Origin of the sequence: Streptomyces sp. BK208 (assembly GCF_004364245.1) — a bacterium.
Lineage (GTDB): Bacteria > Actinomycetota > Actinomycetes > Streptomycetales > Streptomycetaceae > Streptomyces.
Genome location: NZ_SOAV01000012.1, coordinates 119,753 through 141,963 on the forward strand (window position 1 = coordinate 119,753; position 22,211 = coordinate 141,963).

Sequence of the window (22,211 nt, forward strand, 5' to 3'; positions counted from 1 at the left end):
GGGAGATGATGATCGCTCTGAGTGATCACTCGAATACCTCAACTACCCGAATCCCCACGGGCGTCGGGGATCCCCCGGACGGCCGAACACGGTGCGTCAGCACGGGCTGCGACCACCGCGAACCGAGATCATCGCCTGGCGTGTCAACTTCCAGCCGTCGCCGTGTCGTTCGACGTAACCAAGTGCGCGAAGCTCGTACAGCCTCGCGATCGCGTCGTCCTCGGTGGTCTGCGCGCGGCTCGCCACCTGGGCCGCCGTCGCCGTCCCCCGCCCGGGGAGCCCGGCCAGCACGTGGCGGGTCCTGGGCTCCAGGAGGTCGGTGGGCAGGACGGGCCCGCGCCGCTCCGGAGGCAGCTCGCCCATGTCCCCGACCAGCTCGACCACCTCCGCGGCGTCGCCGACGAGGACCGCGTCGGCGCGCAGCAGTTCGTGCACGCCCGCGGAGAGCGCGCTGGTCGCCGGCCCCGGTACGCCCATCACGTGCCGGCCCAGACGCCGGGCGGCCCGGGCGGTCACCAGCGAACCGCTGCGGTAGGCGGCCTCGACGACCACGGTGCCCCGGGTGAGCGCGGCGATGACCCGGTTGCGCAGGATGAATCTGCTGGGCGTCGGGTGGTCGCCCGGTGGCAGCTCCCCGACGACCAGGCCCTGTTCGGCGATCCTGGTGATCAGGGCGGTGTGCCCGGGCGGGTAGGGGCGGTCGACCCCGCAGGCGAGGACCGCCGCGGTGGCCCCGTCCGCGCCGAGGGCGCCGCGGTGGGCGGCGCCGTCCACGCCGTAGGCGCCGCCGGACACGACGACCCACCCCCGCTCGGCCAGGCCGGCGGCGAGGGTGGCGGCCATGTGGGCGCCGTACTCGGTGCAGGCGCGGGCGCCGACGACGGCGACCGACCGCAGCGCCCACATCCGCAGACTGGGTCCGCCCCGCACCCACAGTCCGAGCGGCCGGGCGTCACCGAGGTCGTCGAGCTGTCCCGGCCACTCGACGGTCCCCGGCGTCACGAACCGCGCGCCCGCGGACCGCGCGACGGCCAGGTCCCGTCCCGGGTCGGCCGTGCTCGCCCGGGCACACAGGCCCGCCCACCGCTTCGCGCTGATCCCCGGCAGGGCGCGCCCGCCCTCGCGCAGCCGCCGCGCCACTTCCAGGACACCGTGCTCCCGCACCCACCGCCCGACCGTCTCGTCACCGGGCTCGGTCACCCGGGCGAGGAAGACCCGGCCGAGCGACTCGCCGTCGGCCGGTCCGCCGCCGTGGGCGCCGCTCACACCCGAGCAGGAGCCCCGGACGCCCTGCTCGTCGGTATCACGGGCATCACGGGCATCACGGACGTCACGGATGTCACGGATGTCACGGACGTCACGGGCAGCGGCACCGTCACGGAGCCCGTCCGTGCCGTCTTCGGCCGCCTCAGCGCCGAGGGCCACGGCGTCGTCGCCGAACAGGGCGCCGTCCCCCGCCGGCACACGGTCCCCGCTCACGTCAGCGCTCCCAGGGCCATCGGGACGCCCCGCGGCACCCCGGTGCGCAGCTGCAGGGCGAGGGCGACGTCCCGCGCGTCGGGACGGTCCCGGCCGACGAGGTCCGCGACGGTCCAGGCGACGCGCAGCACCCGGTCCAGCCCGCGGGCGGTGAGCACGCCGCGTTCCAGACTGCGCTCCGCCTCCTCCATCGCGCCGGGAGCCGCGCGCCAGCGACTGCGCAGCTCCCGGCCGGGCACCTCGCTGTTCGACCGCCACGGGGTACCCGCGAGGCGGGCGGCGGCCCGCTCCCTGGCCGCGCGCACCCGGTCGGCGACCGTCGCGGTGGCGTCGCCCCGGGGGCCGTCGCCCGCCAGTTGGCCGCGCGTGACCCGGTCCACCTCCACCCTCAGGTCGACCCGGTCGAGCAGCGGCCCGGAGAGCCTGGCCTGGTAGCGGCGGACGGATGCGGGCGAACAGTCGCACAGCTCGTCCGTCCGGGAGAACCGCCCGCACGGGCAGGGATTGGCGGCCAGCACCATCAGGAACCGCGCCGGGAAGCGCACCACCCCCGCACTGCGCGCGATGACGACGTGCCCCGCCTCCAGCGGCTGACGCAGGGCGTCCAGGGCGTGGCCGCTGAACTCCGGAGTCTCGTCCAGGAACAGCACGCCTCGGTGTGCCAGCGACACGGCTCCCGGCCGAGCGACGCCGGGACCGCCCCCGACGAGGGCCTGCATCGTGGCGGAGTGGTGGGGAGCGCAGTAGGGGGCCGCGTCGATCAGGGGCTTGCCCGGCGGCAGCAGTCCCGCCACCGAGTGCACGGCGGTGACCTCCAGGGACTCCGTCCGGCAGAGCCGGGGCAGGATGGCGGGCAGCCGCTCGGCGAGCATCGTCTTGCCGGCACCCGGCGGCCCCTCCAGGAACAGGTGGTGGCCTCCCGCGGCGGCCACCTCCACCGCGGTGCGCGCCGACTCCTGGCCAACGACGTCGGCGAGGTCGTGGCCGTGGTCGTGCTGCGCCGCCCCGATGCTGTGCATGCCGGTGGCCGCGCCGGTGCCGGGCATGCGCAGGCCGGCCAGGAGCGGATCCGGGCGGCCCGGCGGGTCCTGCTCCTCCTCCGGCACGGGTTCGTCGGCGAGGACGGCGATCAGCTGGCGCAGGCTGCGCACGCCGAGCACGGACACGCCCGGCACCAGGGACGCCTCGGCCGCGGCGCACTCCGGTACGACCACCTGTTCGTAGCCGGCCTCGGCCGCGGCCAGGACGGCCGGCAGGATGCCGCGCACGGGCCGCACCCGGCCGTCCAGCCCCAGCTCACCGATCATGACGATGTCGGCGAGCACCCGCGGGTCGATCCGCTCCGCTGCGCCCAGGACGCCGGCGGCGACGGCGAGGTCGAAGCCGCTGCCGCTCTTGGGCACCGACGCCGGGCTGAGTCCCACCGTCAACTTCTTCTGGGGCCACTCCGCGCCCGAGTTCACCACGGCCGCCCGTACCCGGTCCCGGCTCTCCGTCAGGCTCTTGTCCGGCAGCCCCACCAGCGTGAAGGCGGCCACGCCCGGTTCCAGGTCGGCCTGGACCTCGACCACCACGCCCTCGACGCCGACGAGGGCCACCGAGCACGTACGCGCGAACCCCATCACGCCACCCCCCGGGCGTGCTCGACCACGGGGGCGCCGCGCTGCGGGAGGAGCACGCCGACCAGGTCGATGCGGACACCGCCGGGCGGGGCTCCCCCGTGGGTCTGGATCCAGCGCTCGGCGAGCCGCCGCAGCCGCTCCGCCTTCTCGGGGGTCACGGCGGCCATCGGGTGCTCGAAGGAGCCGCTCCTGCGCGTCTTGACCTCGCAGACGACCAGGACGTCCCCGTCCCGGGCCACGATGTCGATCTCACCGGTCCTGCCACAGCGCCAGTTGCGCTCCAGGACGGTCATTCCGGCCCCGGTCAGCCGGCGGGCGGCGAGCGTCTCGCCGTACCTGCCCATCGCACCTCGTGCGTTCATGTCGGCACCACCTCCGGCGCCAACGATGAGGGCGGTTCAGCAAGCTGTTGGATCTTGGTGGACGGCCGCGGGACTGTGGACAACCCCGCCACCCGCACGGGTGAAAAGCGGTGCCTTCCTGGCCGATCGGCCAGGAAGGCACCGGGCAAGCCGCGGGTGGGGTGCGTCGCTCAGCTGCCGGGAAGCTCCAGGTCGCTCTTGTTCAGCTCCTCGATGTTCACGTCCTTGAACGTCAACACCCTCACCTGCTTGACGAACCGGGCCGGCCGGTACATGTCCCACACCCAGGCGTCAGCCATGGAGACCTCGAAGAACACCTCGCCCTGGACCGAGTGCACCTGCATCTCGTAGTCGTTGGTGAGGTAGAAGCGCCGCTCGGTCTCGATCACGTATTTGAACAGACCGACGACATCGCGGTACTCCCGGTAGAGCTTCAGCTCCATCTCGGTCTCGTACTTCTCGAGGTCCTCGGCGCTCATGGCATGTTCCCCTTCAGCCGTACGGTCTCCCCATTGTGCGCCAGTCCCGTGCACCCCTAGACGATTTCGGTGTCCAAGGTCACCGGCCCGGCCGGGGGACCTTCGTCGAGCAGCGTGCGCAGCAGCCCGGCGAGTCTGGTCGGATACACCGTCTCACGGGCCCGGGCCAGTTCCTGACACGTCCACCAGCGCGCTCCGGCGACGCTGCGCCGCTCCAGTTCGGTCAGGCCGGCGGCCTCGGTGGCGGTCTGGCTCGTGCGGGCCAGGTAGTACCACTCGTCCTGGTTCCAGCGGCGGCCCGCGAAGGGGAAGGAGCACCTGCGCCGCCACAGCACCGGGCCCAGCTCGACCTCGGTGATGCCGGTCTCCTCCAGCAGCTCGCGCCGGGCGGCCTCCTCCCGGGTCTCGTCGCCCTCCACGCCTCCGCCGGGGGTGAACCACCAGTCGTCGGCCGGATCGTCGGGCTCGTGCCCGTGCAGCAGCAGGATGCGGTCCTCGGGGTCGAGCAGCACGACCCGGGCGACCCGGCGCACTCCGCCCTCGAAGGTGTCCTCTCCCGCCGGGGTCACCTCATCGGCCACCGGCCGGCCCCGCTCCCCGCCGCGCGCGGGAGGCCCCGGTCCGCTTGGCGAGGGGGCCGTAGGCGGCACCGCCCAGGATCAGCACGGCACCGGCGATCACCAGCGCGATGACCGTCCGCAGCGGTCCCGGCGACGAGAGGCCGCCCAGGGTCTCGAAGCCGGTCGGCCGCTCCAGCATGCCGTTCATCGGCCAGGCCACGGCGTCGACGCGGGCGTTCACCGCACCGCGCGACACGGTGCCGCCGGCCGCGTCGGTCAGGTGGGCGGTGGAGTCGACGGAGTTGTCGCGCTCGTCGCCGAGCAGGAACAGGCGTCCCTCGGGGACGGTCACGGTCTGGAAGTCGCTGATCTCGGCCGGCGTCCCGGCGGGCAGGTACGGCTCGTCGATCACCTTGCCGTTGACCTTCAACTTGCCCTGCTGGCAGCAGGAGACGGTGTCCCCGCCGACGGCGACGACCCGCTTGACCATCGGGGCGTTGGCCCAGGTGGCGTCCTTGAACACCACGACGTCGCCCCGGCGGACGTCGGCGCCGTCGATGCGCTCGGCCAGGACCCGGTCACCGGCGTCGATCGTCGGCGTCATCGAGCTGGTCGGCACGGTGTAGGGCCGGTAGACCACCGCTCCCCAGGCGAAACCGCCGAGGAACAGCACCAGGCCCAGCGCCACGGCGATGCCGGACAGCCGTTGCCCGGTCCGGCCGCCCCCCGTGCTCTTGTTCGCTCCACCGCCGCGCGGGACCGTACGTGTCGTGCTCTCGCCACCCATGGAGCCGCACCTTACCCGGCGGTACGCCGACGGGGCAGCCCCCTCCCGGAGGCCGGAGAACGGCCGGGAGGGGGCTGCCCCGTCGGGAAGCGGCCGAGGAAACGGCCGAGGAGCCGCGACCGGGATGCTCAGGACGTCGGGATGCTCAGCGGGTCTCGGTCCGCGTGGAGGCGTCCGAAGCGGCAGACGCGGCGGACGCGGCAGACGCCGTGCGACGACGGCGCCACCACACGACAGGGACCACGCCGGCGACGGCCATGCCCTGGGGGGCGACCGACAGTGCGGCGGCGGCCGAGGACCGGGCCTGCAGGCCGTCCTGGTCGAAGGTGTCGGGGATCGACAGGGTGCTCCAGCGGTTCATCGGCCAGGCGACCACGATGGCGCGGCCGACGACCTCGTCCACCGGGACCATGCCGCCGTTCTTGTCGGCCTGGTTGTAGCGCGAGTCCCGGGAGTTCTGCCGGTGGTCGCCCATGACCCAGATTTTGCCCTCGGGCACCGTGATCTTGAACCGTCCGCCCTGGTCGTCGTCCGAGCACGGCGTGTTGCCCGGGTAGACGTACGGCTCGTTCAGCGCCTTGCCGTTGACCTTGAGCGGGCCGGTCTTGTTGCACTCGACCGTGTCACCCGCGACACCGATGACCCGCTTGATCAGGTCCTTCTCGTCCGCGGACGGCATCAGGCCGATCCAGCTGAGGACCGTCTGCAGGGCGTTCGGGTCGGCCGTCGGCTCGCCCGCCAGCCAGTCGTCCGGGTCGTGGAAGACGACGACCTCGCCGCGCTCGGGCTCCGAGCCGAACCAGGGGGTCAGCTTGTCGACCAGGACCCGGTCACCGATCTGAAGGGTGTTCTCCATCGAGGACGACGGGATGGAGAACGCCTGCACCAGGAACGTCTTGATCAGCAGGGCGAGCACCAGCGCGATGCCGATCAGGATCGGCAGTTCCTTCCAGAAGGAACGCTGCTTCTTCTCCGCGGGAGGTGTCGCGGGCGGTGTCCCGCCGACTCCCTCGTCCTCGGTCCCGCCGTTGTGCGCGTTCCCGCCGCTCTGTCCGTTCGTCACCCTGCCGTCCTCGGTTCCGGAGCCGTACCCGGAGTCCGGGGCGTCGGCCCGGGCCGGGCCGGCCGTCTCCACGGGGCGTCCGCGGTTCTCCTCGCCGTCGTGTCCGGACCGTGCGCCAACCGCCACATCCCCCACGCCAACTCCTTACTCTCTGCCGCCGCCCGCCCCGGAAACGGCGCAGGCCCACCACTCCCATAACGAGCGGGAGTTCCGCAGGGGTCGGGAGTTCCATCATCGCGTTCGGATCGTAGGGGGCAACCCTATGCGACACGTCGGGAGCGGCGGTCGCACCGGGAGCCGCGTCGGACACGGTCGCGTAGGTTTTCGGCTCGTCCAGGGTGGTCCAGTGACCGAACGGCCACGCGATCACCATGGCCCGGCCCACCACCTCGTCCTCGGAGACGGTGCCGAAGTCGGTGTCCTGGTGGAAGCGGGAGTCGGCGGAGTTGGACCGGTGGTCGCCCATCACCCACAGCCGTCCCTCGGGGACGGTGACGTCGAACGGGGTCCGGGAGGGGCTGTCCCCCGGGTACAGGTAGTCCTCGTTCAGGGGAACGCCGTTGACCGTGACGCGGCCCTGTGTGTCGCAGCACTTGACGTGGTCCCCGCCCACGCCGACGACGCGCTTGATGAGGTCCTTCTCGTCGTCGGACGGCAGCAGCCCGATGAAGGCGAGGCCCTCCTTGACCTGCTTGACGCCGACGGGGTCGTCCTTCTTGGTGGTCTGCTCGCCCGCCAGCCAGCCGCCGGGGTCGCGGAAGACGACGACGTCCCCGCGTTCCGGCTCGGAGCCGAACCACGGGGTGAGCTTGTCCACCAGGACCCGGTCTCCGATCCGGATGGTCTGCTCCATGGAGCCGGACGGGATCACGAAGGCCTGGACGAGGAAGGTCTTGAGCACCAGCGCTATCAGGACGGCGACGCCGATGAGGAGCGGGATCTCCTTGACGGCGCCGCGTCTGCGCCGCCGTTTGACCTTGCGCTGGAGCTTGCGGCGCTCGGCGCGCGAGCGGCCGCCGGACGGCGCGGCGGTGCGCCTCGAACCGGTGGGCAGGAGGTTCTCCGTGGGGCTGCCGGCCGCTCCCCTCGGCTTGCCCCGGCTACCCATCGGCGTCCCCGGCGTGCGCCGCCCCGGTCCCGGCGCCGGACGCGCCGGCGTCGGCCTCCGCGTCCGGCACGCGCGCGTAGGCGTCGGGGCGGTCGATGCGGGTGGCGTGTCCGACCGGCCAGACGATCCAGTCGGCGCGGCCGATCACGGCGTCCAGCGGGACCATCCCGCCGCCCGGGGAGCCCAGGTGGTCGCGGGAGTCGCTGGAGTCGGCGCGGTGGTCGCCGAGGACGAAGAGGGTGCCGTCGGGGACGACGACGTCGAAGGGGACCGTGGACGGGCGGTCGCCGGGGTGGAGGAAGGCCGACTCGTCGACCGACTGGCCGTTCACCCGGACCCTCCCCTCCTTGTCGCAGCAGACGACGTGGTCCCCGCCCACACCGACGACGCGTTTGATGTAGTCGCCGTCCCCGAAGAGCCCGGTGCCGTCGAAGACGACGATGTCCCCGCGTCGCGGCCGACCGTCGAAACGGTACGCCAACTTGTTTACGAGAACGCGGTCGCCGATCCTCAATCCCCGCTCCATCGATCCGCTGGGGATCTGGAACGGCTGCAGCACGAAGGTGCTGAGCAGGAGCAGGAACAGCATCAGGACCAGCAGGGTCACGGTGATCCGGCCGCCCGGCACCCAGCGCGAGATCCCCCCGGTGAACGCGGAACGCGACCGTCCCTCCGGGCCCTCCGCGTCCGAGGGGTGCTCGGAGTCGGAGGTACGGGAGGAGCGGTCGCGCTCCGTGTGCTGTGCTTCGGTGTCCATCGGGGCCAGATGCTATCCGGCCCCGGCACGGACCTCGGAGGGCGCTCAGCTCTCGCGCTTCTCCTTGATCTTCGCGGCCTTGCCGCGCAGCTCGCGCAGGTAGTACAGCTTGGCGCGGCGGACGTCACCGCGGGTGACGAGCTCGATCTTCTCCACGATCGGGGTGTGCACCGGGAAGGTGCGCTCGACGCCGACGGAGAAGGAGACCTTGCGGACCGTGAAGGTCTCGCGCACGCCGGCGCCCTGACGGCGGATGACGACGCCCTTGAACTGCTGCACACGAGAGCGGTTGCCCTCGATGACGCGCACGTGGACGTTGACGGTGTCGCCGGGGCGGAAGGCCGGGACGTCGCTGCGCAGCGACGCGGCGTCGACGGAGTCGAGCAGGTGAGACATTTCGTCTGCTTTCCTCGCTGATGCCACAGGTCATCAGCGGAAACTAGGTGTTTCGGAATCAGGGTCGTGCGGGTCGGGACGGGCGTCGTCTCCCCCTGTGGCAGGGGCGCGCTCCGGACGGACGCACAACAGCCGCCTATTCTTCCATGCCCGGGGTCCTGCGCCAAAATCGGCCGTACGGTTCCCCGTCCGGGTCGGGCTGCCAGCCCAGGATGGAGAGCATCTCGCGGTCCTTCTTGTCGAAGGCGGCGGGCTCGCACCGTTCGATCAGGTCGGGCCGGTTGGCCGTGGTGCGCCGCAGGGCCTCGTCGCGGCGCCAGCGGGCGATCCTGCCGTGGTGGCCGCTGAGCAGCACGTCCGGGATGCCACGCCCGCGCCACTGCGGCGGCTTGGTGTGGACGGGGCCCTCCAGCAGGTTGGCCATGGCGCCGGGGGCGAAGGAGTCGTCGCGGTGGGACTCGGCGTTGCCGAGCACGCCGGGCAGCAGCCGGGCCACGGCCTCGGTGACGACGAGGACGGCCGCCTCGCCGCCGGCCAGGACGTAGTCGCCGATGGACACCTCGTACACCGGCATCCGGGTCGCGTACTCGTCGACGACGCGGCGGTCGATGCCCTCGTAGCGGGCGGGGGTGAAGATCAGCCAGGGCCGCTCGGAGAGCTGGACGGCGAGTTCCTGGGTGAAGGGCCGGCCGCTGGGCGTGGGCACGACGAGGGCGGGCTCGCCGGAGCCGCGCTCGTAGCCGTCGGCCAGGACGGAGTCCAGGGCGTCGCCCCAGGGCTCGGTCTTCATGACCATGCCGGGGCCGCCGCCGTAGGGGGTGTCGTCGACCGTGTTGTGGCGGTCGTACGTCCAGTCGCGCAGGTCGTGCACGTGGACGCCGAGCTGTCCGCGCGCGCGTGCCTTGCCGACCAGGGAGACGTTCAGCGGTTCCAGGTACTCGGGGAAGATCGTGACGACGTCGAGCCGCATTACGCGCCGTCCCTCTCGTCGCCGTCCCTCTCGTGGTCGTTCCCCTCGCCGTCCGCCGCGTCGCCGTCCGCCTCGTCACCGGCGGCGTCGCGGGCGGAGGCGATCTCCGCGCGGTCGTCGATCAGGCCGGGCGGCGGGTCGATGACCGCGCGCTGCTCGTCCAGGTCGATCTCGCTGACGATCTCGGAGACGAACGGCACGTAGACCTCGCTGCCGTCGGGACGCTCCACGACGAACAGGTCCTGCGTGGGCAGGTGGGAGATCTCGGTGATCCGGCCGACCTCGGTGCCGTCGGCGGTCACCACGTCGAGGTCGATCAGCTGGTGGTCGTAGTACTCGTCGTCGTCCTCGGGCCGCTCGTCCGGGTCCACGTCGGCGATCAGGAGGGTGTTGCGCAGGGCCTCGGCCCCGGTGCGGTCGTGGACGCCGGCGAAGCGCAGCAGGAGGCGGCCGCTGTGCACCCGGCCGGTCTCGATGGTGAGCGGCCCGACGGAGGCGGGGTCGGTGGCCAGTACGGCACCGGGCCCGAGCCTCAGCTCCGGCTCGTCCGTGCGGACCTCGACGGTCACCTCGCCCTTGATCCCGTGGGCGCGGCCGATGCGCGCGACTACCAGCTGCACTGTGCTTGATCTCCTGTCGGAACTGCGGACGAACCGCTCGGGGCCGTACGGCTCCGGGGCTCACAACGACTGCGGGCCGGGGACGGCCCAGTGGCCTTCCCCGGCCCGAGCCGGTGCTGCGATCGCCGTCAGCGGACGTGGTCCACGTCGACGAGGTCGACACGGACACCGCGGCCGCCGATGGCGCCCACGACGGTGCGCAGGGCGCGTGCGGTGCGGCCGTTGCGGCCGATCACCTTGCCGAGGTCGTCGGGGTGCACCCGGACCTCGAGCACCCGCCCGCGGCGCAGGTCGCGCGAGGCGACCTGCACATCGTCAGGGTTGTCGACGATGCCCTTCACGAGGTGCTCGAGAGCCTCCTCGAGCATGCTCAGGCCTCGGACGCGGAGGACTCGGCGGCGGCCTCGTCCTTCTTGTCGGCCTTCTTCTTCTGGGTGATCGCCTCACCCTTGCCCTCGTCCTCGCCACCGATCGCCTCGAAGGACGGGCGGGCCGCCTTCTCGGCCGGCTGCAGCAGCGGAGCCGGGGCGGGCTCGCCCTTGAACTTCTGCCAGTCGCCGGTCTTCTTCAGGATGGCGAGCACGGGCTCGGTCGGCTGCGCGCCGACACCGAGCCAGTACGCGACACGCTCGGCGTCGACCTCCATCACCGACGGGTTGTACGTCGGGTGGTACTTGCCGATCTCCTCGATGGCCCGGCCGTCACGGCGGGTACGGGAGTCGGCGACGACGATGCGGTAGTGAGGCGAACGGATCTTGCCCAGACGCTTCAGCTTGATCTTGACTGCCACGGGAGTGGGTTCTCCTGGTTTTGACGTGGTTGGGCACGGCGAGAGAGCCGCGTGGGGTTGCGGTACCCGAGTGCCCGATGGACGCGTCAGCCGGAGGAGAGAGGGGTCCTGTGCGACTGTCGAGTACAGCTAGCCATTGTGCCACACGCGGGCGGGCCCGCCGGACCGAGGGCTCCGGGCCCGCCCGGGGGGCGGACCGCTCGGCCCCGGACGACGGGCCCCGGCCGGCTCCGGCTGCCACGAGCAGCCGGACGCTCAGCCCACTCCCGCGCCGACCACCTCCGGAATCCGGAACGGCTTGCCGCAGCCGCCGCACATGATGGGGGCCTGGGCCAGCACCGACGGGACGACGCGCACGTTGCGTCCGCAGTCGCAGACCGCCTTCACGCGCACCCCTCCCCCGGAGGAGCCGTGACGCGCGGCCGGACCGCGGAAGCTGCGGGCCGTGTCCGTCGCGGTGGCGACGGTGTGCGCCTTCAGCGCGCGCTGGAGGCGTTCGATCGTCGGACGGTAGCGGCGCTTCGCCTCGGGGGTGAGCGTGACCAGCGAGAAGCCGCTGCTGGGATGCGGCTCCTCGGGGTGGTCCAGGCCCAGCTCCTCGGCGATCGCCAGGAATCGACGGTTGTGATAGCGCCCCGCGCGGGAGGTGTCGCGTACTCCGCGCGCGGCGGCGATGCCGTGGACTGCCTCGTGAAGCAGTCGCTCGAAGGAGAGTTCGTGCCCGCACGCGGACGACGATTCTCCGATCAGGGACTCGGGCGCGGCAAGATCGGGCAGCTCGGTGTGGTGCCGCTGAATGTCGGCCCACGCCTGCGCCAGCTCTGCGGCGAGAACAGGTGGTGTCGTGCTCACGTAATGACAACGAGCCGGGGTGCCGCTGTGTTCCTATTCCGGGGCATCCCAAATAATTTGCACGTACCAGTCAGTTGCCGCTGATGCGTCCCGACGAGGGCGGGTGCGCTGATCTGCGGAGAAGCCTCGCAGCTCGTACCAAGCTGGTGCGTAGTCCGACGTACGCGCCGGCGCGTAGCCGCCGTCCACGCGCCGGGGCGGGTGGGATCCGCGCGGGCGCAAGAGGCGTTTCGGCCGCCGTCGCGCCGGAGGAAGGCGCTCCGAGCGGGGGCGCCGGCGGAGGTGACGTTACCCGGTGCGCCGCAGGCGTCCGGCACCGCCCCGCCCCACGGCGCTTCCCGGCCCCCGGCGGCCACCGCCGGGCCGGCCGACCTTGGCCGGAACCGCCCCCTCGGCGCCCCGGCCACCCACGGTCATCGGCCGGCGACACGATCCGGCCATCCGGCCGGGGCCGCGGAACGGGGCTACTCGGGGTACCACGCGGCCAGGCCCATGTTGCCGGGAAGTGAATTCTCGCCACGGTGACCGGGACCGGGCAAACCGGGCCCCGCTACCACTGGACGCCACGGCGAGCCCGGAGTTTCCTGGCATACGGGGGGAGTGCGAGCGCACTGCACGGGGGCCATGGAATCGGGCACGGCGGCAACACTCGGCGATTGGGGCGCTTTCCTATGACACCTACGCTCGTGCGGCAGCACACATCTCACGCGGGGGCGACGCCTCACGTGGACCTGCGTGCACGCGCGCGTGACTGGTCCGAGATACAGGAACGGATGCTCGTACCGCTCTACGAGGCCGTCCACCAACGACTGAACGTCGGCGAGGGCACCCGCGTGCTGGGCCTGGGCTGCGGTTCCGGTCTCGCGCTGCTGATGGCCGCCTCGCGCGGCGCCGCGGTGACCGGGGTCGACTCCCGCTCGCCGGAACTCCTGGCCCTGGCCCGCCGGCGCCTGCTGCCCGGGACGTCCGGGGAGCCCGGCGAGCCGGGGACGTCCGAAGGGCCGCGGTACCCCGGGGCGGGCGCCACGGGCGGGCCGGGCGAGGAGCCCCGGATCGTCGAGGGCCCGCCCGAGGACGCGGCGGACCCGACGGCACCGGCGTTCACCCTGGTGACCGCCTTCGAGCCCATCGGGTGCCTGGCGGGCGACTCGGAGGGACTCGGTGACCTGCTCACCCGGGCGACACCGCTCGCCGCGCGGGGAGCGGCCGTGGTGCTGGCCGGCTGGGGCCCGCCCGAGCGGTGTGCCACGACGTCGGTGCTGCGGGTGGCCACCAAGCTCTCCGACCCGCTGCGCGGCAGCTGGCGCCCCGCCCTGCGCGACGACCTGGAGGAGGTCGCGCAGCGGGCCGGTCTCCGGCCGGACGGCTCGGGACGGGTGGCGTGCCCGTTCGGCTACGCCGACACGGACAGCGCGGTGCGCGGGCTGCTGTCGACCGGGCTGTTCGACGCGGCGGTCGCGGCGACCGACCGGGTACAGGTCGACAAGGAGCTGACGGAGGCGCTGCACCCGCACCGGAGGCCGGACGGCACCGTGTGGATGCCGAACGTGTTCCGCTACCTGATCGCCCGGGTCCCGTGAGGACCGACCGTCCGGACCCGTGATGACCGACCGTCCGGGTCCGTGACGACCGACCGTCCGGGTCCCGCGACGACCGGTTCCGACCGGGTCGGTGCGAAGCGTGACCGCCTCGTGGTGCGCTGTGGCCGATGCAGGTGTGAATGATGTGAAGGAGCCCGTCCGGGGTTCCTGCGGTTCCCCCTGGTGGATCACGGACCTCTAACCTGATCCACCGTTCGGGGGAACCAACACATCTGCATACAGGAGCCTTTCGTGCCGCACCGCAAGACCGCCCTGCGCCTCGCCGCGCCCGTCGCCGTCCTCGCCCTGGCCCTCACCGCCTGCGGCGGCGGGGACGACGACTCCGACGCCGACGCGAAGGGCGGGACGGCCGCCGCGGCCTCGCCCTCGCCCTCCGCGCCCGTCTCGGGAGGCGACATGGCGCAGGGCGAAAGCGCGACGGGCAAGGTCGCGGAGGACCCCGGCCAGGTGACCTACGACGTCGTGGCGCAGAAGGTCGAGGTGGGCACGGAGGCGGAGGCCGCGAAGGCGGTGGCGGACGCCGCGGACGCCAAGGGCAAGGTGCTGGCCACCGCGTACGTCGAGTACACCCACAGGAGCGGTCCGGCCCTGACCGAGGGCTCCGACGTGCACGACGCCACCACCGTCTTCGCCGACGGGCAGCGCGGCGGCGTCCTGATCGGCGCGTCCGAGGACGCGCCGGGCTGCGAGGACCCGTACGACGTCGACGGCTGGAAGCAGGGCGAGAGCCACGTCTTCTGCGAGACCTACGTGATCCCCGCGAACGCCACGAGCGTCGAGGTCCACTGGTCGGAGGAGGACGGCGAGCCGTACGTGTGGACGTTCCCGCAGAAGTAGCGCGCAAGGCGCTCACGCCTCGGTGTCGTCCTTCGTCAGCCGGGTGATCCCGGCGATGCGGTACGCCTCCGCCTCGTCCAGCGTCTCGTTCGCCAGCAGCGACCCGGCGAGCGCGTCGAGCTGTCCCCGGTGGTCGCGCAGCTTGCGCACGGCCTCCTCGTAGCAGGAGTCCACGACCCTGCGCATCTCCCCGTCGATCGCGTCGAGCGTCTGGGGTGCGGCGGCGAGGCCGTACGCCTGCTGGGCGTCGCCGGGGAGGGCGGAGAGCCGTCCGACCCGCTCGCTCATGCCCCAGCGCGCGACCATGCCGCGCGCGATGTTGGTGACCTGTTCGAGGTCGCTCTCCGAACCGGTCGTGATCACCCCGTACACCACGTGCTCGGCCGCCATGCCGCCGAGCGCGCCGATGATCCGCCCGCGCAGGTACTCCTCCGTGTACGCGTACTTGTCCGCGTCCGGCGTCGAGAGCGTCACCCCGAGTGCCCGGCCGCGCGGCACGATGGTGATCTTGCGTACGGGGTCGGCGCCCGGCTGCAGCATGCCCAGCAGGGCGTGTCCACTCTCGTGGTAGGCGGTGCGCCGGCGTTCCTCCTCGGGCATGACCAGCGGGCGCTCGGCCCCCAGCTGGACCTTCTCCAGCGCCTCGGAGAGGTTCGCCTGCGTCACCCGGTCCTGCTTGCGCTTCACCGCGAGCAGCGCCGCCTCGTTGGCGAGGTTGGCCAGTTCCGCGCCGGTCATGCCCGGCGTCGTACGGGCGACCTGGGCGAGGTCGACGTCCGGGGCGAGCGGGATCTCGCGGGTGTGGATCTCCAGGATCGCCTTCCGGCCGCTCCTGTCCGGCGGCGAGACGCTGACCACCCGGTCGAACCGGCCGGGGCGGGTCAGGGCCGCGTCCAGGATGTCCGCCCGGTTCGTGGCGGCGATGACGATCACCCCCTCCGAGCCGGAGAAGCCGTCCATCTCGGTGAGGATCTGGTTGAGGGTCTGCTCGCGCTCGTCGTGGCCGCCCATGCCGGAGCCGCCGCCGCGGGCCCGGCCGATGGTGTCGATCTCGTCGATGAAGATGATCGACGGCGCCACCTTGCGCGCCTCGGCGAACAGCTCCCGCACCCGGGAGGCGCCCACCCCCACGATCATCTCGATGAACTCGGACGCCGAGGCGGAGAAGAACGGCACGCCCGCCTCGCCCGCGACCGCGCGCGCGAGGAGCGTCTTCCCGGTACCGGGCGGACCGGTCAGCAGCACCCCGCGAGGCATCTTGGCGCCCATGCGGCGGTAGGCGTCGGGGTTCTTCAGGAAGTCGACGACGTCACTCAGCTCGCCCTCCACCTCGTCGATCCCGGCGACGTCGGCGAAGGTGGTGCGCGGCTCCCCGGCCTCCAGCTCGACGGGCTTGGGCGGCGCCTTGCGGCCGAGCATCCCGCCCGCCCCGCCGCCCAGGGCGCCCCGCATCCGCCGCGCGATGAAGATCCACAGCACCACGAGGATCAGCATCGGGGCCAGCGCGATCAGCAGGTTGGACAGGAAGCTGCGGTGCTGCACGACGGGCTCGGCGGTGACGGTGACGTCGTTCTTCGTCAGCTCGCTCCAGAGCCGGTCGTCCGCGAAGGTCGGCCGCTCGGTGGTGAACTTGGTGTACGTGCCGTCGCCCTCGGGATTGTCCCGGGCCTTCTTCAACTGCCCCTGGATCGCGTCGCCCTTGGCGTAGATCTTGCTGACGTTGCCCTCGTCGACCTGCTTGCTGAACTCCGTGTAGGAGATGGTCGGCTCGTCGCCCTCGTTGAAGAACGAGAGCACGAGGTTGGCGATGAGGTAGACGATCAGCGCGGCCAGGACCAGGTTCCACCAGCCGCCGCGCATCCTTCTGCCGCCGGACGGCGGCTTGGGCGGCTCGTCGGGTGTGCCCTCGGTGCGCCAGGGCGGCTCGGGGGCCTTGCGCGGCGGGGACGGATTGGTCATATCCGGACGCTACGACAGGAAAGCCGCGCGGGCATGTGGGTGTACGACGTCGGGGCGCCCTCCCTTGCGGGAGAGGCGCCCCGACGACGTGCCGGTACCGAACCGGACGAACCGGCCGTCAGCCCATGAACTTCTTGAACTCGTCCGGCAGCTCGAAGTCCTGCCCGCCCTGCTGCGGCAGGCCGAGGGCGCCCCCGTTCTGCGCGGCGGCGGCACGGCGGGCGGCCTCCTCCTGCTCCTGCTGCTTGCGCTTCATCGGGTTGCCGGAGCGCTGCTTGCCCTTGGCCTTCTTCTGCTGCTTCTTCTGCCGGCCGGGCCCGCCTCCCATGCCGGGCATCCCGGGCATGCCCGGCATGCCGCCGCCCTGGGCCATGCGGGACATCATCTTGCGGGCCTCGAAGAACCGCTCCACCAGGTTCTTCACCGCGCTGACGTCGACGCCGGAACCCTTGGCGATGCGGGCGCGGCGCGAGCCGTTGATGATCGTGGGCTCCTGGCGCTCGGCCGGGGTCATCGACTTGATGATGGCGGCCGTGCGGTCGACGTCGCGCTCGTCGAGGTTGTTGATCTGGTCCTTCATCTGGCCCATGCCCGGCAGCATGCCGAGCAGCTTGGAGATGGAGCCCATCTTGCGGACCTGCTCCATCTGGGCCAGGAAGTCGTCCAGGGTGAAGTCCTGGCCCTTCTTGGACGCCAGCTTGGAGGCCATCTTCTCGGCCTCTTCCTGGCTGAACGTCTTCTCCGCCTGCTCGATCAGGGTGAGCAGGTCACCCATGTCGAGGATGCGGGAGGCCATCCGGTCAGGGTGGAAGGCGTCGAAGTCCTCGAGCTTCTCGCCGTTCGACGCGAACATGATCGGCTTGCCGGTCACCGAGGCGATCGACAGGGCCGCACCACCGCGGGCGTCACCGTCGAGCTTGGACAGCACCACGCCGTCGAAGCCGACGCCGTCGCGGAAGGCCTCCGCGGTGTTCACCGCGTCCTGACCGATCATCGCGTCGACGACGAAGAGGATCTCGTCGGGGCTGACGGCGTCACGGATGTCCGCGGCCTGCTGCATCAGCTCCTGGTCGATGCCGAGGCGGCCGGCGGTGTCGACGATGACCAGGTCGTGGACCTTGGTCTTGGCGAACTCGATGGAGTCCTTCGCGACCTTGACCGGGTCGCCCACGCCGTTGCCCGGCTCGGGCGCGTAGACCGCGACGCCGGCCCGCTCGGCGACGACGCTCAGCTGGTTGACGGCGTTGGGGCGCTGGAGGTCACAGGCCACGAGGAGCGGCGAGTGGCCCTGCTCCTTGAGCCAGCGGCCCAGCTTGCCCGCGAGGGTGGTCTTACCGGCACCCTGCAGACCGGCCAGCATGATCACGGTGGGCGGCTGCTTGGCGAAACGCAGGCGCCGGGTCTCGCCGCCGAGGATGCCGACCAGTTCCTCGTTGACGATCTTGAGGACCTGCTGGGCCGGGTTGAGCGCCTTGGAGACCTCGGCGCCCAGGGAGCGTTCCTTGACCTTCTTGATGAACGCGCGCACGACGGGCAGGGCCACGTCCGCCTCGAGGAGCGCGATGCGGATCTCGCGGGCCGTGGCGTCGATGTCCGCCTCGGACAGCCGCCCCTTGCCGCGCAGGCTCTTGAAAGTCGCTGAGAGGCGGTCGGAGAGAGTATCGAACACGGCGGCGTAGGTCCTCGCGTCGGCGTTGGTGTGGGTCGCCCTCCAGGGTATCCGGCCCGGCAAGCAAATCATCCCTGCCCGTCGCAGAGAGCGGGCGGGGACCCGGAGGGCTCACCGGCGGCGCGGTCACGCCCGCAGCGACTCCTCCAGCTCCCGGGCCACCGACGCCGCCTCGTCGCCCGGCAGCGGCGCGCCCCCGTCCCGCGTCACGTAGAAGGCGTCGACGGCGTTGGCCCCCAGCGTCGACACGTGGGCGCTGCGCACCCGCACCCCCGCCGCCTCCAGTGCCCGCCCGAGCCGGAAGAGCAGCCCCGGGGCGTCCTGGGCGCGCACCTCGATCACCGTGGCGAGGCGGGACGCGGCCGGGGCGACGGTGACGCGGGGCGGGGGCGGCTCGACGCCCCGGCGCCGTGGGTGGGCCGCGTCCCGTTCGGCGAGCCGCGCGGCGATGTCCAGAGTGCCGTCCAGGGCCCTGACCAGGTCGGCACGGAGCCGGGCGGCCTGGGGCAGGGAGCCGTACTGGGCCGCGACGCGCCAGTCGAGGAGCAGGACGGAGCCGTCGACGCCGTCCGGCAGCGGGAGCGTGCGCAGTTCGGCGGTGCGGACGGTGAGGCGGTGCACGGCCAGGACCCCGGCGACCGCGGGGAGCACACCCGGCTGGTCCGGCACGGCGATCAGCAGCTCCACGCCGAGCGGCTCCGGGCCGTCCGCCGGTGCCGAACCGGCCGGCGGTTCGGTCTGCGCCCGCAGGGCCAGCACCGGGCCGCCGGTGCGGGAGGCCTCGACCGCGAGCCGCTCCTGTTCCGCGGTGGGCGCGGCGGCCGCGGGCTCGGGCTGCGGCTCCCCGGCCAGCACCCCGGTGACCCGTTTCACCAGGTCGGCGACGAGGGAGGCGCGCCAGGACGACCAGGCGGCCGGTCCGGTCGCCAGCGCGTCGGCCTCGGTCAGGGCGTGCAGCAGCTCCAGCGTGTGCTCCGTGCCGACCGCCTCCGCGACCGCGCGCACGGTGGCCGGATCGTCCAGGTCGCGCCGGGTGGCGGTCTCCACGAGCAGCAGGTGATGGCGTACGAGGGTGGCGAGGACGGCGGCGTCCGCGCGGTCGAAGCCGATGCGGGCGGCGACGTCCCGGGCGATGGTCTCCCCCGCCACGGAGTGGTCGCCGGGCCAGCCCTTGCCGATGTCGTGCAGCAGCGCGGCGACCAGGAGCAGGTCGGGGCGGTGCACGCGGCGGGTGAATCCGGCGGCGCGGACGGCGGTCTCGATCAGGTGCCGGTCGACGGTCCACAGGTGCACGGCGTTGCGCTGCGGGCGGCAGCGGACCCGCTCCCAGTCCGGCAGCAGCCGCGTGACCAGGCCCTCGGCCTCCAGCGCCTCCCAGACCTGCACGGTGGGGCGGCCCGAACCGAGCAGGGTCACCAACTGCTCACGGGCCTCGGCGGGCCAGGGCGCCGGCAGGGGGCGCGCGGTGGCCGCCAGGCGCCGTACGGCGTGCAGGGAGAGCGGGAGTCCGGCCTGTGCGGCGGCGGCCGCGGCACGCAGCGGGAGCACGGGGTCGCGTTCGGGGCGCGCGGTGCGGGCGAGGACGACCTCGCCGTCCTGCTCCACGACCCCCTCGGCCAGCGGGGAGCGCTCGGCGACCGGTTTCCCGCCGCCGATCATGGCGCGCAGCCTGGGCCGCACGGACCGCGAGCGCAGCACGCGCCCCACCTCGCGCCAGGTGACGTCGCCCGCGTAGGAGACGACACGGGCCGCCTCGTACACCTGCCGCAGCAGCGCGTCGGCGTCCAGCAGGCCCAGCTCGGCCGCCACCTGGTCCTGTTCCTGCAGCGCCAGCCGGTCGGTGGCCCGGCCCGTCGCCAGGTGGAGGGCGTCGCGTACGTCGAGCAGCCGGCGGCGTGCGTCGGCGAGGCCCTCGCGCGGGGCGTCGGCGAGCCAGGAGGCGGCGACGGCACGCAGCGCGGTCGCGTCGCGCAGGCCGCCCCGGGCCTCCTTGAGGTCCGGTTCCAGCAGGAACTGCAGCTCGCCCTGGCGTTCGGCGCGCTCGGCGCACAGGTCGCGGAGTTCGGGCAGGCGCTTGGGTGCCTGGTTGCGCCAGTCGGCGAGGACGGCGGTGCGCAGGGAGGCGGTCAGCCCGAGGTCCCCGGCGAGGTGGCGGGCGTCGAGCAGGCCGAGGTGGACTTTCAGGTCCTCGCCCGCCGTCTTCCGGGCCTGCTGCGGGGTGCGGACGGAGTGGTCGAGGTCGAGGCCGAGGTCCCAGACCGGGTACCAGAGGCGGTCGGCGAGGGCGGCGACCGCCTTGTCGTCGCGGCCGTCGTGCAGCAGGAGCAGGTCCAGGTCGCTGCGCGGGGACAGCTCGCCGCGCCCGTACCCGCCGACCGCGACGAGGGAGACCCCCGCGGCTCCCCCGGTGCCCGCGCCGAAGAGGCCCGCCAGCCAGTCGTCCGTGAGGTCGGCCAGCGCCCTGCGGCGCGGCGGCCCGGACCGCGCCCCCTCGGTGAGGAGGCGCAGCCGGGCCGCCGCGTAGCCGCCGGGTTCCGAGTCCTCTGCTTCGTGCGTCACGTGCGTACTCGTCACCCGGCGACTCCTGTTCGTTGGTCGTGTCAGAGCGCGTCGGGGCCGCGCTCGCCGGTCCTGACCCGTACGGCCGTGTCGACCGGGACCGCCCAGACCTTGCCGTCGCCGATCTTGCCGGTGCGGGCCGCCTTCACCACGACGTCGATCAGCTGCTCGGCGTCGCCGTCCTCGGCCAGGACCTCGATGCGAATCTTGGGCACCAGGTCGACGGTGTACTCGGCACCCCGGTAGACCTCGGTGTGTCCGCGCTGGCGGCCGTAGCCGCTGGCCTCGGTGACGGTCAGGCCGTGGACCCCGAAGGCCTGGAGGGCCTCCTTGATCTCGTCGAGCCGGTGCGGCTTGACGACGGCGGTGATGAGCTTCATGCGTCCACCTTCTTGCTCGGGGCCGACGCCGCCGCCGAGGCGGCCGGCGTGGCGGTCGTCCGGGCGGCACCGCCACCGGCACCGCTGAAGTCGTATGCGGTCTCGGCGTGCTCGGCCTGGTCGATGCCGGCCACCTCGACGTCCTCGGATACCCGCATGCCGATCGTCTTGTCCAGCAGGAAGGCGAGGACGGCGGAGACCACCAGGGAGTAGGCGAGGACGCCGAAGACACCCGCGCACTGCTTCCAGAACTGGTCGAGGCCACCGCCGTAGAAGAGGCCCTCGACGTCGGACTGGCCCTTGCCGCTGGCGAAGAAGCCGATGAGCAGCGAGCCGAGGATGCCGCCGACCAGGTGGACGCCGACCACGTCGAGGGAGTCGTCGTAGCCGAGCTTGTACTTCAGGCCGACGGCCATGGCGCACACCACGCCGGCGATGAGCCCGACGGCGATCGCTCCGAGCGGGGAGACGGCGCCGCCCGCCGGGGTGATGGCGACCAGGCCGGAGACGGCGCCGGAGGCCGCGCCGAGGGTGGTGAAGGCGCCGTGCCGGATCTTCTCGTAGGCGAGCCAGCCGAGGACGGCGGCGCCGGTGGCGACCTGGGTGTTGACGAACATCAGCGCGCCGACGCCGTCGTCGTTGCCGAGCCAGGAACCGGCGTTGAAGCCGAACCAGCCGAACCAGAGCAGACCGGCGCCGAGCATGACCAGCGGCAGGCTGTGCGGGCGCATCGGGTCCTTCTTGAAGCCGACGCGCTTGCCGATGACCAGGATCACGCCGAGCGCGGCGGCACCGGCGTTGATGTGCACGGCCGTGCCGCCCGCGAAGTCGATCACGCCCAGTTCGAAGGCCCAGCCGCCGGTGCCCCAGACCCAGTGGGCGACCGGGAAGTACACGATGGTGACCCACAGAGCGATGAACAGGGCCCAGGCCGTGAACTTCACGCGGTCCGCGAGGGCGCCGCTGATCAGGGCCGGGGTGATGACGGCGAACATCAGCTGGAAGACCAGGAAGACGAAGACGGGGATGGTGTAGCCGTCCCACAGCTCGGTCAGGCCGATGTCGCTGAGTCCGACCCAGTCGGAGTTCCAGCCGACGACACTGCCCGAGTCGGTGCCGAACGCCATGGAGAAGCCGTAGAGCACCCACAGGACGGTGACGATGCCGAGGCTGATGAAGCTCATCATCAGCATGTTCAGGGTGCTCTTGACGCGGACCATGCCTCCGTAGAAGAAGGCCAGGGCCGGCGTCATCAGCATCACCAGGGCGGAGCAGATGAGCATGAAGCCCGTGTTGGCGGCAGAGAGCTCCGTCTCTGCGGCGAGCGTGATGGCTGGAGCCATCGGCGTCTCCTCGTCGTT

General features: G+C 72.6%; 21 protein-coding genes and 1 pseudogene. 2 read left to right on the forward strand and 20 right to left on the reverse strand.

The window, feature by feature from the left end; all coding sequences use genetic code 11:
- Positions 1–96: 96 nt before the first annotated feature.
- From dprA to EV562_RS27015, 15 genes and pseudogenes are all read right to left on the reverse strand, one after another.
- Positions 97–1,266 carry a DNA-processing protein DprA gene (dprA, locus tag EV562_RS26945; protein WP_133889605.1) on the reverse strand — a complete coding sequence of 390 codons (1,170 nt, stop codon included), beginning with the start codon at positions 1,264–1,266 and terminating at the stop codon, positions 97–99.
- 209 nt (positions 1,267–1,475) lie between these two features.
- A complete protein-coding gene (locus tag EV562_RS26950; protein WP_133889462.1) occupies positions 1,476–3,101 on the reverse strand; it encodes a YifB family Mg chelatase-like AAA ATPase in 1,626 nt (541 codons plus the stop codon).
- A complete protein-coding gene (locus EV562_RS26955) occupies positions 3,101–3,463 on the reverse strand; it encodes a YraN family protein (RefSeq protein WP_133889463.1) in 363 nt (120 codons plus the stop codon). Before EV562_RS26955 ends, EV562_RS26950 begins: the two co-directional genes overlap by 1 nt.
- Before the next feature lie 170 nt (positions 3,464–3,633).
- The gene (locus tag EV562_RS26960) at positions 3,634–3,942 is read right to left on the reverse strand and encodes a DUF2469 domain-containing protein (protein WP_005311352.1); all 309 of its coding nucleotides are present in this window, start codon (positions 3,940–3,942) and stop codon (positions 3,634–3,636) included.
- A gap of 56 nt (positions 3,943–3,998) precedes the next feature.
- Positions 3,999–4,523, reverse strand: coding sequence for an NUDIX hydrolase (locus EV562_RS26965; RefSeq protein ID WP_166662010.1), 525 nt, complete (start codon positions 4,521–4,523; stop codon positions 3,999–4,001).
- Positions 4,513–5,289 (reverse strand): signal peptidase I, encoded by a 777-nt coding sequence (lepB, locus tag EV562_RS26970; protein ID WP_133889464.1) that lies wholly within the window; start codon positions 5,287–5,289, stop codon positions 4,513–4,515. Before lepB (EV562_RS26970) ends, EV562_RS26965 begins: the two co-directional genes overlap by 11 nt.
- A gap of 145 nt (positions 5,290–5,434) precedes the next feature.
- Positions 5,435–6,487 (reverse strand): signal peptidase I, encoded by a 1,053-nt coding sequence (gene lepB / locus EV562_RS26975; protein ID WP_243860183.1) that lies wholly within the window; start codon positions 6,485–6,487, stop codon positions 5,435–5,437.
- Positions 6,381–7,460, reverse strand: a pseudogene (gene lepB, locus EV562_RS26980) (signal peptidase I); the annotation flags it as partial. The pseudogene lepB (EV562_RS26980) and the gene lepB (EV562_RS26975), both read right to left, overlap by 107 nt.
- Positions 7,453–8,217 (reverse strand): signal peptidase I, encoded by a 765-nt coding sequence (gene lepB / locus EV562_RS26985; protein ID WP_133889467.1) that lies wholly within the window; start codon positions 8,215–8,217, stop codon positions 7,453–7,455. The gene lepB (EV562_RS26985) and the pseudogene lepB (EV562_RS26980), both read right to left, overlap by 8 nt.
- Before the next feature lie 45 nt (positions 8,218–8,262).
- On the reverse strand, positions 8,263–8,613 hold the full coding sequence (gene rplS, locus EV562_RS26990) for a 50S ribosomal protein L19 (RefSeq protein ID WP_016432403.1): 351 nt from the start codon (positions 8,611–8,613) through the stop codon (positions 8,263–8,265).
- A 136-nt stretch (positions 8,614–8,749) separates the two neighbouring features.
- Positions 8,750–9,583 (reverse strand): tRNA (guanosine(37)-N1)-methyltransferase TrmD, encoded by an 834-nt coding sequence (trmD, locus tag EV562_RS26995; protein ID WP_133889468.1) that lies wholly within the window; start codon positions 9,581–9,583, stop codon positions 8,750–8,752.
- On the reverse strand, positions 9,583–10,203 hold the full coding sequence (gene rimM / locus EV562_RS27000; protein ID WP_133889469.1) for a ribosome maturation factor RimM: 621 nt from the start codon (positions 10,201–10,203) through the stop codon (positions 9,583–9,585). The genes trmD and rimM overlap by 1 nt, the downstream gene beginning before the upstream one ends.
- Before the next feature lie 128 nt (positions 10,204–10,331).
- Positions 10,332–10,571, reverse strand: coding sequence for an RNA-binding protein (locus EV562_RS27005; protein WP_005479813.1), 240 nt, complete (start codon positions 10,569–10,571; stop codon positions 10,332–10,334).
- A 2-nt stretch (positions 10,572–10,573) separates the two neighbouring features.
- Entirely contained in the window at positions 10,574–10,993 is a 420-nt protein-coding gene (gene rpsP / locus EV562_RS27010; RefSeq protein ID WP_007444852.1) for a 30S ribosomal protein S16, read from the reverse strand.
- Positions 10,994–11,248: 255 nt separating this feature from the next.
- The gene (locus EV562_RS27015; RefSeq protein WP_133889470.1) at positions 11,249–11,845 is read right to left on the reverse strand and encodes a hypothetical protein; all 597 of its coding nucleotides are present in this window, start codon (positions 11,843–11,845) and stop codon (positions 11,249–11,251) included.
- A gap of 671 nt (positions 11,846–12,516) precedes the next feature.
- Here EV562_RS27015 and EV562_RS27020 point away from each other — a divergent pair.
- Complete coding sequence (locus tag EV562_RS27020; protein WP_133889471.1) at positions 12,517–13,425, forward strand: SAM-dependent methyltransferase; 909 nt, start codon at positions 12,517–12,519, stop codon at positions 13,423–13,425.
- Between the two features lie 252 nt (positions 13,426–13,677).
- Complete coding sequence (locus tag EV562_RS27025) at positions 13,678–14,283, forward strand: hypothetical protein (protein WP_133889472.1); 606 nt, start codon at positions 13,678–13,680, stop codon at positions 14,281–14,283.
- Between the two features lie 12 nt (positions 14,284–14,295).
- Here the strand turns inward: EV562_RS27025 and ftsH are convergent, their stop codons facing one another.
- The 5 genes from ftsH to EV562_RS27050 all read right to left on the reverse strand — a co-directional run bounded on the left by ftsH (position 14,296) and on the right by EV562_RS27050 (position 22,193).
- On the reverse strand, positions 14,296–16,242 hold the full coding sequence (ftsH, locus tag EV562_RS27030) for an ATP-dependent zinc metalloprotease FtsH (protein ID WP_133889473.1): 1,947 nt from the start codon (positions 16,240–16,242) through the stop codon (positions 14,296–14,298).
- Positions 16,243–16,360: 118 nt separating this feature from the next.
- Positions 16,361–17,911 (reverse strand): signal recognition particle protein, encoded by a 1,551-nt coding sequence (gene ffh / locus EV562_RS27035; RefSeq protein WP_133889474.1) that lies wholly within the window; start codon positions 17,909–17,911, stop codon positions 16,361–16,363.
- A 126-nt stretch (positions 17,912–18,037) separates the two neighbouring features.
- Complete coding sequence (locus tag EV562_RS27040; RefSeq protein WP_166662012.1) at positions 18,038–20,485, reverse strand: [protein-PII] uridylyltransferase; 2,448 nt, start codon at positions 20,483–20,485, stop codon at positions 18,038–18,040.
- A gap of 26 nt (positions 20,486–20,511) precedes the next feature.
- Complete coding sequence (locus tag EV562_RS27045) at positions 20,512–20,850, reverse strand: P-II family nitrogen regulator (protein WP_133889476.1); 339 nt, start codon at positions 20,848–20,850, stop codon at positions 20,512–20,514.
- On the reverse strand, positions 20,847–22,193 hold the full coding sequence (locus EV562_RS27050) for an ammonium transporter (RefSeq protein ID WP_133889477.1): 1,347 nt from the start codon (positions 22,191–22,193) through the stop codon (positions 20,847–20,849). The genes EV562_RS27045 and EV562_RS27050 overlap by 4 nt, the downstream gene beginning before the upstream one ends.
- Between the last annotated feature and the right edge of the window lie 18 nt (positions 22,194–22,211).

Bases quoted from the DNA above. Each gene is read 5' to 3' on its own strand.
- EV562_RS27045 (WP_133889476.1), bottom strand. From the start codon at position 20,850: ATGAAGCTCATCACCGCCGTCGTCAAGCCGCACCGGCTCGACGAGATC.
- EV562_RS27050 (WP_133889477.1), bottom strand. From the start codon at position 22,193: ATGGCTCCAGCCATCACGCTCGCCGCAGAGACGGAGCTCTCTGCCGCC.
- EV562_RS27020 (WP_133889471.1), top strand. From the start codon at position 12,517: ATGACACCTACGCTCGTGCGGCAGCACACATCTCACGCGGGGGCGACG.
- trmD (WP_133889468.1), bottom strand. From the start codon at position 9,583: ATGCGGCTCGACGTCGTCACGATCTTCCCCGAGTACCTGGAACCGCTG.
- EV562_RS27005 (WP_005479813.1), bottom strand. From the start codon at position 10,571: ATGCTCGAGGAGGCTCTCGAGCACCTCGTGAAGGGCATCGTCGACAAC.
- EV562_RS26955 (WP_133889463.1), bottom strand. From the start codon at position 3,463: ATGAACGCACGAGGTGCGATGGGCAGGTACGGCGAGACGCTCGCCGCC.
- EV562_RS26960 (WP_005311352.1), bottom strand. From the start codon at position 3,942: ATGAGCGCCGAGGACCTCGAGAAGTACGAGACCGAGATGGAGCTGAAG.
- ftsH (WP_133889473.1), bottom strand. From the start codon at position 16,242: ATGACCAATCCGTCCCCGCCGCGCAAGGCCCCCGAGCCGCCCTGGCGC.
- rplS (WP_016432403.1), bottom strand. From the start codon at position 8,613: ATGTCTCACCTGCTCGACTCCGTCGACGCCGCGTCGCTGCGCAGCGAC.
- lepB (WP_133889467.1), bottom strand. From the start codon at position 8,217: ATGGACACCGAAGCACAGCACACGGAGCGCGACCGCTCCTCCCGTACC.
- lepB (WP_133889464.1), bottom strand. From the start codon at position 5,289: ATGGGTGGCGAGAGCACGACACGTACGGTCCCGCGCGGCGGTGGAGCG.
- EV562_RS26950 (WP_133889462.1), bottom strand. From the start codon at position 3,101: ATGGGGTTCGCGCGTACGTGCTCGGTGGCCCTCGTCGGCGTCGAGGGC.